Here is a 14,210-nt window from a genome sequence, read left to right as displayed (position 1 = left end):
TTTTCTTTAAAATCAATGTCTTCTCGCTTTTTTGTGGGCGATACTTTTTACGGTATGTGCATTGAGTGGGCATCGTATACCGTCGCACACATAGGTAGAACACAGGATACGAGCGGAGGCACTAGGTGAACACGAATTACGCAAAGGCAATTTTGGCATTGGCAGATGGTACGGTTTTTTATGGTCGCAGCATCGGTGCTAGCGGACATACCGTTGGTGAAGTCGTGTTTAATACCGCGATGACAGGTTACCAAGAAATCTTGACCGACCCAAGCTATGCCCAGCAAATCGTCACCTTAACCTACCCCCATATCGGTAATACGGGCACCAACGATGAAGACACAGAGTCAGGTCGCATTCATAAGGTGTGGGCAAACGGACTGATTATCCGTGATTTGACCATGGCAACCAGTAACTTTCGCTCAAGCCAATCACTAAGCGAGTATCTGATTAACCATAACACCGTCGCCATCGCTGATATCGACACCCGAAAACTTACTCGCCTACTACGTGAAAAAGGCGCACAAAACGGTTGTATCATGACCGCTGATAGCGACGGTCAGCTCGATGAAGCCAAAGCAATCGAACTTGCCAAAAGCTTTGCCGGTATCAAAGGCATGGATTTGGCGAAAGTCTGCTGTGACCAAGCAGGTTTTACCTGGACGCAAGGCTCATGGCAATTGGTGAGTCCAGAAGTGAGCCCAACTTGTGGTCGCTTTAAAGAATTGGGCACTGACATTGAGCAAAAATTTAACATCGTGGCGTATGACTTCGGCGTCAAAACCAACATCTTGCGTATGCTCGTTGACCGCGGCTGTCATGTCACCGTTGTGCCTGCCCAAACGCCTATCAATGAAGTGCTCAAACACAACCCAGATGGTATTTTCTTGTCCAATGGTCCTGGCGACCCTGAACCTTGTACTTATGCCATTGATGCCATCAAACACATCATCACCCAAACCGATATTCCGCTGTTTGGGATTTGTCTAGGTCATCAGCTATTGGCACTCGCTAGCGGCGCGCAAACCCTAAAAATGAAATTTGGTCACCATGGTGCCAACCACCCTGTACAAGATATCGAGCAAGGTACGGTGATGATTACCTCACAAAATCACGGTTTTGCGGTAGATGAAAGTACGCTTCCTAGCAATATTAAAGTGACGCATCGTTCGTTATTTGATGGCTCAAATCAAGGCATTGAGCTCACTAACAAGCCTGCGTTTAGTTTTCAAGGACATCCAGAGGCAAGCCCAGGACCCCATGACTGTGCGCCATTATTTGATAAATTCGCAGCTATGATGGCAAAGGCGAAAGCATAAATGCAACAATACCCTTTTCACCTGGTTAATGTCTTTGCCGAAAGCCATTTTGGTGGTAATCCGCTTGCCGTATTTCCCCATGCCGATGGGCTAAATGATGAGCAAATGCAGTCGATTGCTCAGCAGTTTAACTTGAGTGAAACGGTGTTTATCTTTGCGCCCACTGATTTACATGGTACAAAAGCCGTCGCCAATTTACGTATTTTTACCCCAAATTATGAAATGCCACTGGCAGGTCATCCCACGCTTGGCTCGGGATTTATTTTAAAAAGTCTCAATGACTTGCCCAGTCAATTTGTGGTTAATACACAAGCCAAGGCCGTAGAAATTTTTACCAGTAATAGCCGTATACAAATCAAAATTCAGGGTTATCAGGCTAAGCAAATTAATGCTGATAAGGCTAGTTTGGCAGCGTTAAGCGGTATAAATACGGACGATTTTGTAGGTCATGCTTATTTTATCAATAGCGGCACACAACAAATCTTGGTTGAACTAACCAATCGCCAAGCGCTAGCCAATGTGCAAATTGATATGACAAAACTTCGTGAGTTAAACATTGATAATCCCTTTAAAACCACCGAAGAGCCGTCTATTTATTATTGGTTTGATGATGGTGACATTATCCATTCACGGATGTTTTCTGAGCAAAATAATAGCTTTGTAGAAGATAGCGGCACAGGTTCGGCATGTGCCAATTTGGGGGCGTATTTTATTAGCCGAAATCATTACCCTATTAGCAAAGCCATTCACCAAGGCGATGATATGGGCAGACCCAACCGCTTGACGCTCAACGTCGATAATGAGCAAAACATTTTTGTGGGTGGCAATGTCATCGAGGTGGGCAAAGGTGAGTTTTATTTATAATAAAAAGTGCGTTAATCGCGCTTTTTTTAAAATTAGGATTTTAAAACATCAGTTAGTACTCAGTTTTTTATTTTAAATTTTATGTAATGCAGTTAAAAAGGGTGTAAAGCAATGCCAAAACGTACCGACATCAAATCCATTCTTATCATCGGCGCAGGTCCTATCGTCATCGGACAAGCCTGTGAATTTGACTATTCAGGCGCACAAGCTTGTAAAGCCTTACGTGAAGAAGGCTACCGCGTCATTCTAGTTAACTCAAATCCAGCCACCATCATGACTGACCCTGTCATGGCAGATGCGACCTACATCGAGCCTATCACCTGGCAAACGGTAGAGCGCATCATTGATAAAGAACGCCCCGATGCCATCTTGCCAACCATGGGCGGACAAACCGCGCTCAACTGTGCGTTAGACTTGGACAAGCATGGCGTACTGGAAAAATATGGCTGCGAGCTGATTGGCGCGACCAAAGACGCCATCGAAAAAGCCGAAGACCGTAACCTGTTTGACCAAGCGATGAAAAAAATCGGCTTAGAGTGCCCGCGCGCCGAAGTGGCTGAAACCATGGAACAAGCCTTCGCTATTCAAGCCAAAGTCGGCTTTCCCTGCATCATTCGCCCGTCGTTTACCATGGGGGGTTCGGGCGGCGGTATCGCTTACAACCGTGACGAATTTGTCGAGATTTGTGAGCGTGGTTTTGACTTATCACCCACTCACCAACTATTGATTGATGAAAGCTTAATTGGTTGGAAAGAATACGAGATGGAAGTTGTCCGTGATAAAAAAGACAACTGTATCATCGTCTGTTCGATTGAAAACTTTGACCCTATGGGTGTGCATACAGGCGACTCTATCACTGTGGCACCTGCTCAGACTTTGACGGATAAAGAATACCAAATCATGCGTAATGCGTCATTGGCGGTGCTGCGTGAGATTGGCGTGGAGACCGGTGGTTCAAACGTACAATTTGGTATTGACCCAAAAACAGGTCGTATGGTGGTCATCGAGATGAACCCACGTGTCAGCCGTTCATCTGCCTTGGCATCTAAAGCCACGGGTTTCCCGATTGCCAAAATCGCAGCAAAGCTTGCGGTCGGTTACACGCTCGATGAACTTAGCAATGACATTACAGGCGGCTTGACCCCAGCCAGCTTTGAGCCCGCCATTGACTATGTGGTGACTAAAGTACCGCGCTTTAACTTTGAAAAATTCCCCCAAGCTGACAGCACCTTATCTACCCAAATGAAATCGGTGGGTGAAGTGATGGCGATTGGTCGTAATTTCCAAGAGTCGATGCAAAAAGCGTTACGCGGTCTTGAAATTGGCGTGAATGGTTTTGATGAGTATCTTGATTTCAATCAAGACGAGGATACCATTCGCAGCACCTTAAAAGTTAAGTTAAAAACCCCCACACCTGACCGTATTTTCTACATTGCTGATGCCTTCCGTTTTGGCATGAGCGTGGATGAGGTGTTTGAGTTTACTCGCATTGACCCTTGGTTTTTAGTGCAAATTGAAGACATCGTCAAAACGGAAAAATTGGTGAAAGAAACTGGCTTTGGCGGTTTGACCAGCGACAACTTGCGTCAATTCAAACGTAAAGGGTTATCAGATTTACGCTTGGCAACGCTCTTGGGAATTTCACAAAAACAACTGCGTAAAAAACGTTGGGATTTGGGCGTGTATCCTGTGTACAAACGCGTGGATACCTGTGCCGCGGAGTTTTCGACGTCAACCGCTTATATGTATTCAAGCTATGATGACGAATGTGAAGCCAATCCAACCAACAACAAAAAAATCATGGTTATCGGTGGTGGTCCCAACCGCATTGGTCAAGGTATTGAATTTGACTATTGCTGTGTACATGCCGCCTTGGCAATGCGTGAAGATGGTTATGAGACCATCATGGTCAACTGTAACCCTGAAACAGTTTCAACTGACTATGACACCTCTGACCGTCTGTACTTTGAGCCTATTACGTTAGAAGATGTGCTTGAAATCGTGCGCATCGAAAAACCCGAAGGCGTGATTGTGCAGTACGGTGGACAAACGCCATTAAAATTAGCGCGCGCACTGGAAGCTGCAGGTGTGCATATCATCGGTACCAGCCCAGATGCGATTGACCGTGCAGAAGACCGTGAACGTTTCCAACACATGATTCAGCAATTGGGCTTTACTCAGCCACCCAATGCCTTGGCGACCAGTACCGAAGACGGTATCGTCAAAGCGACGCAAGTGGGCTATCCCTTAGTTGTCCGTCCCTCTTACGTGTTGGGCGGTCGCGCCATGGAAATCGTCTACAACGAAAACGAACTGCGTCGTTATTTGCGTGAAGCTGTACAAGCGTCCAATGAAGCCCCTGTGTTACTTGACCGCTTCTTGGATGATGCGATTGAAGTGGATGTGGATTGTATCTCTGACGGCACCAACGTAGTGATTGGCGGTATCATGCAGCACATCGAACAAGCGGGCGTGCATTCAGGCGATTCAGCGTGTTCAATCCCGCCGTATTCACTTAGCCAAGAGATTTGCGATGTGATGCGCGAACAAACCGTGGCAATGGCAAAAGAGCTCGGTGTGGTGGGCTTGATGAACGTCCAATACGCGGTCAAAGATGGTGTGGTTTATATTCTTGAAGTCAATCCACGTGCCTCACGTACGGTGCCTTTCGTATCAAAATGCATCGGCACTTCACTTGCGCAAGTCGCCGCGCGTTGTATGGCGGGCACAACGCTTGTGGAACAAAACTTTACCACTGAGGTGATTCCAACATTTTTTGCAGTCAAAGAAGCGGTATTCCCTTTTGCCAAATTCCCAGGCGTTGACCCTATTTTAAGCCCTGAGATGAAATCAACGGGTGAAGTCATGGGTGTGGGTCAGACCTTTGGTGAAGCTTACTATAAAGCCATCATCGGCAGTAATGATAGATTGCCCGGTTTGCCAGTGGAGAATGAAGTTAAAAAAGTGTTCTTATCAGTGCGTGAAAGCGACAAAGCCAATCTGGTACCAGTGGCAAAACAATTTGCCGACTATGGCTTTAAACTTGTGGCAACCTCAGGCACCCAAAAAATCTTGACCGAAGCCGGTATCGCCTGTGAGCGCATCAACAAAGTCACCGAGGGTCGCCCACATATCGTCGATGCCATCAAAAACGGTGAGATTGCGATTGTGGTCAATACCACTGAAGGCAAACAAGCGCATGAAGACTCGTTCTCAATTCGCCGCTCAGCCTTACAGCATAAAGTATTTAATGTGACTACCTTAAATGCCGCGGCGGCAGTTACCCAAGCGTATAAAGTGCAGCTACCATTTGATGTGTATAAGCTTCAAGCGCTACATACACAGACACAGGAATAACCACCGCTAGTCTAAAATACTGATAGCCAGTGCTGTCAGTATTTTTTTATGGGCTAAGATAATCCTAAGGTTTGGGGTGTAGACTGGGTTTGCCCTAAGTATAGCCATGTTTATCAATGTTTTGACCATTAACCACAATCAGGGTGTGAATGCCATGAGACAACCTTCTAAGACCTTTAACATCATACTGTTTGCTGCTGTATTAGCGCCAACGACAACGGTATATGCCAAAAGCGATAGCGAAAAAGCGGGCGATATATTGCATATTGCTATCCCGGTAGCAGGCTTAGGCATGGCACTTGCCAAACATGACCAAGAAGGCGTCTATCAACTAGGCAAAACCATGGCAACCAATTTGGCGGCTACCTATGCGCTCAAATACGCCACCAATGACACCGCATGGGGCGAACGTCCCAATGGCGAAGATTACTCATTTCCGTCAGGGCATGCTAGTGATTCTTGCGCGGGCGCGACTTTCATCGGTCAACGCTATGGCTGGCGCTATGGCTCGATGGCAATGATTCCTGCCGCCTATGTGGGCTGGTCACGGGTGGATGCCGACAAGCACCATACCCGTGATGTGGTTGCTGGCTGTGCGCTGGGTGTCGTCAGTGGTTTGGTGATGACGCAACCGTTTGACAATGCCACTATCTTACCTTGGTATGAAAATAAAGCCGTGGGTGTTACCATCAGCTCAGCTTGGTAATGTCAGGTTCATACAGTCAATTGAGTGAATGCTTTGCATCACAAGCCGTTATCAAGTAAAATACCGTTATTGTGGTGATTGACGCAGCACAGCAAATTTTTTACTAGAACCTTGTTAGGCAGTAGCCCTGTCTAGCATGGTTTTTTTCATCTATACAAAATAGATAATGGTTAATCACGAGCGTTGATGACCATTTTTTGTGACTTGTTACTTTGGCAATCTTGCCGTTTGAATCCCTATTTGTGACAAAAGGAATCCCCTATGCAACGTTATCCAATGACGCCTCAAGGTCACGCGGCTTTAGAAGAAGAGCTCAAACAGCTCAAAACCGTTGACCGTCCACGTATTACCGCGGCGATTGCCGAAGCGCGCGAACATGGCGATTTAAAAGAAAATGCTGAGTACCATGCTGCCCGTGAGCAGCAAGGATTTTGTGAAGCCCGTATTCGCGATATCGAAGCCAAACTGGGCGGCGCTGAAGTCATTGATCCGCTCAAACTACCGCAAGAAGGTCGCGTGGTGTTTGGCGTCACGGTAGTGATTGAAAATCTCGATACGGAAGAGCAAAAACGCTATAAGATTGTGGGTGATGACGAGGCGGATTTTAAAGCCAATAAAATCTCGATTAACTCGCCCATCGCGCGCGGTCTGATTGGTAAATCAGAAGGTGATGAAGCCAAAATCCAAACCCCAAGCGGTGAAGTCGAATACGAAATCGTCGAAGTTTTGTACCAATAACCGCTATTTAGCCGATAAAGCCAATCAAATGATTGGCTTTTTTATTGTGACAAATTATGGGTAATTGTCAAAAAATGGCGAAAAACACGTTGACAAAAATGTTACAATAATTCGATAGGTTGATTTTACAGATTATTTTTTGATGACTTGATAGGAAAGGTTATGAGCCACGATACCACAAACGATGCCACCAATAACGCCACCATTTTACAATCTGTCCCCGTCGGACAAAAAGTCGGTATCGCGTTTTCTGGCGGACTTGACACCTCAGCTGCGCTACTTTGGATGAAGCAAAAAGGCGCGCTGCCATACGCTTATACCGCGAACTTAGGTCAACCTGACGAAGAAGATTACAACGCCATTCCCAAAAAAGCCGACCAATACGGTGCGGTCAAAGCGCGTTTGATTGATTGCCGTTTGCAATTGGCGCTTGAAGGTATTGCTGCAATTCAATGCGGTGCGTTTCATGTCAGCACCGGTGGTATGCCCTACTTTAACACCACGCCACTGGGTCGTGCGGTCACAGGCACCATGCTAGTCACCGCCATGAAAGAAGATGATGTCAACGTTTGGGGCGATGGCTCAACTTATAAAGGCAATGATATTGAGCGTTTTTACCGTTACGGTTTACTCACCAATCCTGCCCTTAAAATCTATAAACCGTGGCTTGACCAAACCTTCATTGATGAATTGGGCGGTCGTAGCGAGATGTCACAGTTCTTAATCGACAATGGCTTTGACTACAAAATGTCCAAAGAAAAAGCCTACTCAACCGACTCAAATATGCTAGGCGCGACGCATGAAGCCAAAGACTTGGAGTTTTTGGATGCCAGCATGCACATCGTTGAGCCGATTATGGGTGTGGCATTTTGGGATGAAAATGTCAAAATCGACAAAGAAACAGTGACAGTACGCTTTGAACAAGGCATGCCTGTGGCAATCAATGACGAAACCTTTGATAGCCCAGTGGATTTGATTTTAAAAGCCAACGAAATCGGGGGTCGTCATGGTCTTGGTATGAGTGACCAAATTGAAAACCGTATCATCGAAGCCAAATCACGCGGTATCTATGAAGCCCCTGCTATGGCGCTGTTGCACATTGCCTATGAGCGTTTGGTCACTGGCATTCACAACGAAGACACCATCGAGCAGTACCGTATCAATGGTTTACGCCTAGGTCGCTTGTTGTACCAAGGTCGCTGGTTTGACTCACAAGCCTTGATGCTTCGTGAAACCGCCCAGCGCTGGGTCGCCAAAGCTATCACGGGTGAAGTCACCATCGAGCTACGCCGCGGTAATGACTATACCATCTTAAATACTAAATCTGACAACTTGACCTACCAACCAGAACGCCTATCGATGGAAAAAGTTGAAGATGCGGCGTTCACGCCAATGGATCGTATCGGTCAGCTGACCATGCGCAATCTAGATATTTCAGATACCCGGGCTAAATTGGCGTTATATAGCCAATCGGGTTTGTTATCCAATGCCCATGGCTCAGACGTACCGCAACTAGAGCAAAAATAATGCGGTAAATAAAAAAAGGGCAATCGATGCGATTGCCCTTTTTTGTGACTACCATTAATCATTGGTATGAAAGAGTAAGAACAGCTCAACGATATTTTTTTCTATGGCTTGTGCCATTTGACTCATGGTTTCTGGGTCTTTGAGTAGCTCTTGCATATCAGGTTGGTCTTCATCAATGCCACTAAACAAAATCATCGGTAACGTCAGCATTGCCACATCTTCTTCGCTGTCATCATCATCAAACCAATCATCTTCTTCGTCATCGCTGGCATACATGGCATCAACAAAGCCCACCGACCATTCGCTGATTTCTGAGTTTTCAATATCGAGATAGTCAGTTTCTTCGACATCAAAAGGCAGCTCAATTTCACGCTCATCTTGCAGCATGGCTTGCAGCTCATCACGCCACTGTTCAATGGCTGATAACACCTCTGGCTTGACTTGTTTTTCATGCCCTTCAAAAAGATAGGTTTGCCAATTGTCTAAAGGTTTGCCGACAATAGAGGCAGTTAAAAAGCCGTGTGTGGCGATGCTCGATAGCCCAAATTCGTTGTCATCACTGTCTAAAAAATCGATTAAATCATCAAAATCCATGGTAGTTATCCTAGTATTCTATCAAAAAAGCGGATTGAAAAAAGAAAGGTTAATACCGACTGTATTAACCTTTTGCTTGACTTACAACTCATCATCATCAAAATCGTCGTCATCGTCTAAGTCATCAAGATCGTCATCAAAGCTGTCTTTGAGTGAGCGCTCTAGACGCTTTTCTTCCAATAAATTGTCAATCAAACGACGTTTTTCAAGACTACTTGCCCGACTTCGACCCGATGCGTCGTCATCCACGAGTCGCGCGTCATCGTCATCATCAAAATTGTCATCTTCAAAGCTATCATCAATATCTGGATCAGCCATTTATTGCTCCTTTCGCTGGTCGATTCGATAAATTTGCAATTTCATAAAGCCTTATAATGGGTTTTGTCGGTCAAGTCAAGTGGCGAAAGAAAAAATAGCCATGATTCGTTTATTTTTCTGTGGCGGTCAAAATATCATCGCGTTTGGCAATGAGTTCGGTCATCAAGGATTCTGATAAACCGTTGTACCAAACCATCTCACGCTCTGTGATAGTGGTCGGATGTTGCAGGTTTTTAAACTGCACTTTACCATCTAACGTTTTAAGTAAATCCAGCGGATACAGGAGCAATAAACCATCTTCTTTGGCGTGGTTTGCCATCAGTTTTTGTACGTCATCGAATTGATGACTGATACTGGTACCGATGGTTAATGGCAAGGCAAAACGCGATAGCTCACGGTGTTTTTCGTATACCACTTGGTTGAGGATAATCAACAATTTTGACAACAGCACCGCTGCCAGTGGCAATTGCTCGGCTTTACCTGCTAGATGAATGACTGCGCCATTGGCATTAAAATGCGAGTTGTCTTTGATATACACGTCTTTGATATAGCGATTTAACACATTGTTTGAGGAATTAAACAAACTGTTTGATGCGCGCATCAATAGCTGATTACATAATTGAAAATACGGTTTTGCAACTTCAGGTGCCACCCGTTTTAGCAGATGATACTGGTCATAAAAATGAATTTGTAATTCAATTTCAGGCTGTTTTTGGCTGTCTACTATATTTTCTTGAGCCAGATTGTCAGTCGCTTCAGTGGCTGTAGGCTGGGTTTGGTGAATGTCTTTAGCAGATTTTGATTTTTCTCGATTTAAAAAATCATTGATGGTTTTGCCAGTGGCGGCAGGTTGCGCGGTGGCGTTGCTATCCCCTATATTGTACAAGGTGTCTTCGTCTAACTGCAATTCACCACCCGCTGTCAATGCAGGGTTGGGGGGTGCTAAACCGCCACGCGCAAGCGCGATATGCTGCTGGACTTTTTCACCCAATTGCGCAAGCTGTTCCTGCGTTGGGCGCGCCATATAGCCATAAATCAACCATAAAAACCCATGCAAAATTGCTGACCCTAATACAAACAACCATTGACTACTGACAATCTCGCCTTTGGACACCGCTTTCATGATGATGGTGGCGTGACCGAGAACTTGGTTGTTTTGGATAATGGGTTTGTCAATCACCTGCCCCACTTCGTTTTGCGCTTGTCCCGTTTGCACCAGCGGCTGGTTGTTTTGGTCACTGATGACAAGCTTGGCGACTTCCTGATCTACTTGGTAGCGGTTTGCCAAGACGCTCAGGCTAATTCTATCTTGGCTCGTGATGCCCACCATGGCTTCTTTGGCTAACTGTTCAACAATTTTTTCACCCTTTTGGGTACGCTGCTCGTATTGGGATTTTTCACTACTAAAAGTCAGCATCAAAAAATGTAAACAAAAACTAATAAGTAGCACAATAGCGAATTTGCCTTGACGGGGAGCTAGATGATTCATGGGTAGATTAAACTTTCTTTAGGAGCGATTAAATGCTACATTATCATGTTTATTTTTTTGGCATACAAGGGGTAAACTACCATGACGACGAATTTTTTGTATCAACTTAATCAGCATTTTCCCCATAGTTACGCGATTACCCTAAGCGCTGCCAAGTTTGAATTGGGGCTATTGAGCCAAGTCAGCGAAACCCTTGCAAGCCTTCATCCTGCCATTCGCCTCTTACATCAAGACACCTTAGTCAATGAGCTTGATTGGCAAGCCAATGACACACTCGCCCAAGCTGAGCAAACCAGCCCTGTGACGACGATTCGCTGGATTGTGACGCTGGAATCAGATAGCGATATCAACGACTTACCCCAACGGGTCAAACAAATCGCCGCCAACAACCTCTATCACGTAGATATCAATGTCATGCCCCTTGCGACATTGGTGCGCCCGCATAAACTGGCGTTGTTTGATATGGATTCGACCTTGATTGAGCAAGAAGTGATTGTGGAATTGGCAAAAAAAGCCGGGATTGGTGAGCAAGTCGATACGATCACCGAATCTGCCATGCGTGGGGAAATTGATTTTGCCCAAAGCTTTACTCGCCGTGTGGCTTTACTTAAAGGGTTATCAAGTGAGGTGCTCGAAGATATTATTGCCAATCACATTACTTTTAGCCCAGGGGCAAAACGCTTGATTAGCGCACTAAAAAATCATGGTTACTATGTGGTATTGGTCTCAGGCGGCTTTAACTATTTTGCCGAATACGTAAAAAACAGCTTAGGAATGGATGAGAGTTATGCCAATGACCTAGATATCGTCGATAATCTAGTGACAGGTGAAATCACCTCAGCGATTGTAGATGGCAAGCGTAAAGCCGAAATTTTGCAAGCCGTGGCACAGCGTTTAAGCATTAAGCTGTCAGAGACTGTTGCTGTCGGCGATGGCGCTAATGACTTGCCAATGCTAGGGCTAGCTGATATCGGTATTGCCTATCGCGCCAAACCGATTGTGCGTGACCAAGCAGATTATGCGGTAACCGTCGCAGGACTCGATGGGGTGATGACTGTCTTGGGATTGAGCGATTCATGTTAGCGGTTAGTTTTAAAGATTATTTTTAAAAATGAATTTTAAAGATTATAAAAAAGCCACCCAGACTATCGAGTGGCTTTTTTGTTTTTTTGGATAAAAAAGCTAAATTGGCAATTTCGCCACGACTTTATCGACGATGACTTGTAATTTTTGCCTCACTATCGGTGATAAAATGACAATACCGCCTAGCACACCCATGAGACAGCCGAGCACGGTATCCCAAAACCGCGTGACGATAATCTCACTGATTGCGGTAGGCTGCACCGCGCTGTACTCTGCCAAAAAGATGGTCAGTGGGGTGATAAAAATAACCGCCACCCCATAATGGCGTACCACAAAAGTTTCAATACAAAACATCATGCCAAAAATGCCTAGCGCCACACCCATATCGCTCAAATGCACCGATAGCAATAGCCAAGCTAGCAGCATACCAATCGCCGTACCCACAATCCGATGTATCTGCTTGCCCCACATGCTTTGAAAATTCATCCCTTGCATGATGACATAGCAGCTCATCGGCACCCAATATGGTTTGGGCATCTCTAGCCACAGCGCGAGCAGCAATGATAAAGCGATAAACGCCGATACAATGAGCGTATCACCCAAAATCTCCCGCACGGGCATCGATGTGTTTACCGGTAAGACAGGCTTGTTATAAATCAGCAGTAACGCATAAAAACATGCCACCATCCCCGCAAACAACGTGCCCAATACCACCACGCCAATCAGCTGTGGGATTTGTGACACGGGTGCAGGCATAAACAGCGCAATCGCTGAAGCCATGATGATAAACAGCCCAGCAGGCGGTGGTAACTTATAATAACGGCTAAACAGCGTACACCAAAAGGTCACAAAAAACATCAAGGGAATCGTCAGAATGGGCACGTTGTGGGCGACCAAGCCAACGGCAAAACACGCGACCATCCCAAAACTACACGCCAATACCGTGGTCATGCGAGACAATAACGACCCAGTATAGGGTAAGTTTAAAATCACCATCGCACCGAGTGACGCGAGTAGCCCCATGCGCAAATCACTCAGATACGCGCCTATCATCACTGGAAAACTAATCGCAAATGCCACAAACAACGGCATATGCCAAGGTCTAGGATTGCGATTGAATTGGGTCAAGGTGGTGAGCGGGTGCTTGATATATTGATGAGTGATAGGGTTGTCCAAATGAAAGACTCTTTTGTTAATCATACTGAGGGATAAAAATTTAAACTTAAACTTAAATAACCTGCTAAAAATACAAAACTGGAGCAAGCCCCAGTTTTAGATGTTTATCTATTTTACATTTCATCCAAATTTAATTGGACTTAATTAGATTCGCTGTAGCGATTAGCTAGCTTGATGAATGAATCCGATTTATCGACCTGACTCATCAACCAAAGACACGCCAATACGCTGGGCAACTTCTTCATAACCTTCGACCACATCACCTAGGCTTTGACGGAAACGGTCTTTATCCAGTTTTTTCTTGGTTTGTTTGTCCCAGACGCGGCAACCATCGGGTGAGAACTCATCGCCCAGTACGATACGGTCTTTGAATACCCCAAATTCTAGTTTGAAATCCACCAACATCAAACCACCGTCATCAAACACTTTTGATAACACGTCATTGACTTTAAAGGTTAAGGCTTTCATTTCATCCAGTTGAGCTTGCGTTGCCCAGCCGAGTGATACCGCTAATGAATCATTTACCATTGGGTCGCCCAGACCGTCATCTTTATAGAATAATTCAAAGGTAGGTGGTGTCAACGCTTGACCTTCTTGCAATCCTAAGCGACGTACTAGGCTACCTGCCGCATAGTTACGTACCACACACTCGACGGGAATCATTGTTAGGCGTTTGACCAGCACTTCTTCATCCGATAATTGCTGTTCAAAATGGGTTTCGATGCCTGCTTCGCTGAGTTTTTGCATGATAAAGGCATTAAAGCGGTTATTGACTTTGCCTTTACGCGCTAACTGTTCGATACGCTCGCCGTTGAACGCAGAGGTATCATCACGAAATTCTAAAATCAGATAATCTGGATTGTCAGTTTCGAAGACTGATTTTGCTTTGCCTTTATAAAGTAAATCGAGTTTTTGCATGGTAATTCCCAAATGGCTGTTTAAGATTGGCTAAGGTTGGCTCAGAGTAGCTAATTTATGACAGTTGCATTGATTGGCTGATACGCGGTTAGCAACACAAGCTGCCAACTATCATAGATGC

General features: G+C 45.3%; 12 protein-coding genes. 7 read left to right on the top strand and 5 right to left on the bottom strand.

The window, feature by feature from the left end:
- Positions 1-125 precede the first annotated feature (125 nt).
- The 6 genes from carA (at position 126) to argG (ending at position 8,511) form a co-directional block, all read left to right on the top strand.
- Positions 126-1,319 (top strand): glutamine-hydrolyzing carbamoyl-phosphate synthase small subunit, encoded by a 1,194-nt coding sequence (carA, locus tag RTL34_RS03895; RefSeq protein ID WP_312114729.1) that lies wholly within the window; start codon positions 126-128, stop codon positions 1,317-1,319.
- A complete protein-coding gene (locus RTL34_RS03890; RefSeq protein ID WP_007116145.1) occupies positions 1,320-2,183 on the top strand; it encodes a PhzF family phenazine biosynthesis protein in 864 nt (287 codons plus the stop codon).
- Between the two features lie 111 nt (positions 2,184-2,294).
- The gene (gene carB, locus RTL34_RS03885) at positions 2,295-5,540 is read left to right on the top strand and encodes a carbamoyl-phosphate synthase large subunit (RefSeq protein ID WP_007116146.1); all 3,246 of its coding nucleotides are present in this window, start codon (positions 2,295-2,297) and stop codon (positions 5,538-5,540) included.
- Positions 5,541-5,694: 154 nt separating this feature from the next.
- Positions 5,695-6,246 carry a phosphatase PAP2 family protein gene (locus RTL34_RS03880; protein WP_312114726.1) on the top strand — a complete coding sequence of 184 codons (552 nt, stop codon included), beginning with the start codon at positions 5,695-5,697 and terminating at the stop codon, positions 6,244-6,246.
- Between the two features lie 261 nt (positions 6,247-6,507).
- Positions 6,508-6,984 carry a transcription elongation factor GreA gene (gene greA, locus RTL34_RS03875; RefSeq protein ID WP_007116148.1) on the top strand — a complete coding sequence of 159 codons (477 nt, stop codon included), beginning with the start codon at positions 6,508-6,510 and terminating at the stop codon, positions 6,982-6,984.
- A gap of 162 nt (positions 6,985-7,146) precedes the next feature.
- Complete coding sequence (argG, locus tag RTL34_RS03870) at positions 7,147-8,511, top strand: argininosuccinate synthase (protein ID WP_312114724.1); 1,365 nt, start codon at positions 7,147-7,149, stop codon at positions 8,509-8,511.
- Between the two features lie 54 nt (positions 8,512-8,565).
- On the opposite strand, the gene RTL34_RS03865 is transcribed toward argG, so the two are convergent.
- The 3 genes from RTL34_RS03865 to RTL34_RS03855 form a co-directional block, all read right to left on the bottom strand.
- Entirely contained in the window at positions 8,566-9,105 is a 540-nt protein-coding gene (locus tag RTL34_RS03865) for a YecA/YgfB family protein (RefSeq protein ID WP_312114722.1), read from the bottom strand.
- A gap of 81 nt (positions 9,106-9,186) precedes the next feature.
- The gene (locus tag RTL34_RS03860; RefSeq protein ID WP_007116151.1) at positions 9,187-9,423 is read right to left on the bottom strand and encodes a PA3496 family putative envelope integrity protein; all 237 of its coding nucleotides are present in this window, start codon (positions 9,421-9,423) and stop codon (positions 9,187-9,189) included.
- 109 nt (positions 9,424-9,532) lie between these two features.
- Positions 9,533-10,912 carry a hypothetical protein gene (locus RTL34_RS03855; RefSeq protein ID WP_312114720.1) on the bottom strand — a complete coding sequence of 460 codons (1,380 nt, stop codon included), beginning with the start codon at positions 10,910-10,912 and terminating at the stop codon, positions 9,533-9,535.
- 81 nt (positions 10,913-10,993) lie between these two features.
- On the opposite strand from RTL34_RS03855, the gene serB reads away from it, so the two are divergent.
- Positions 10,994-11,995 (top strand): phosphoserine phosphatase SerB, encoded by a 1,002-nt coding sequence (gene serB / locus RTL34_RS03850; RefSeq protein WP_312114718.1) that lies wholly within the window; start codon positions 10,994-10,996, stop codon positions 11,993-11,995.
- 99 nt (positions 11,996-12,094) lie between these two features.
- On the opposite strand, the gene RTL34_RS03845 is transcribed toward serB, so the two are convergent.
- Positions 12,095-13,171 carry an FUSC family protein gene (locus RTL34_RS03845; RefSeq protein WP_158071777.1) on the bottom strand — a complete coding sequence of 359 codons (1,077 nt, stop codon included), beginning with the start codon at positions 13,169-13,171 and terminating at the stop codon, positions 12,095-12,097.
- 189 nt (positions 13,172-13,360) lie between these two features.
- A complete protein-coding gene (purC, locus tag RTL34_RS03840; RefSeq protein WP_076774876.1) occupies positions 13,361-14,089 on the bottom strand; it encodes a phosphoribosylaminoimidazolesuccinocarboxamide synthase in 729 nt (242 codons plus the stop codon).
- Between the last annotated feature and the right edge of the window lie 121 nt (positions 14,090-14,210).

The sequence above is a fragment of the Moraxella sp. CTOTU47915 genome, from assembly GCF_031986685.1.
GTDB lineage: Bacteria > Pseudomonadota > Gammaproteobacteria > Pseudomonadales > Moraxellaceae > Faucicola > Faucicola tetraodonis.
The sequence above is the reverse complement of the archived record's forward strand: the minus strand, read 5'-3'. Positions and strand labels throughout refer to the sequence as shown.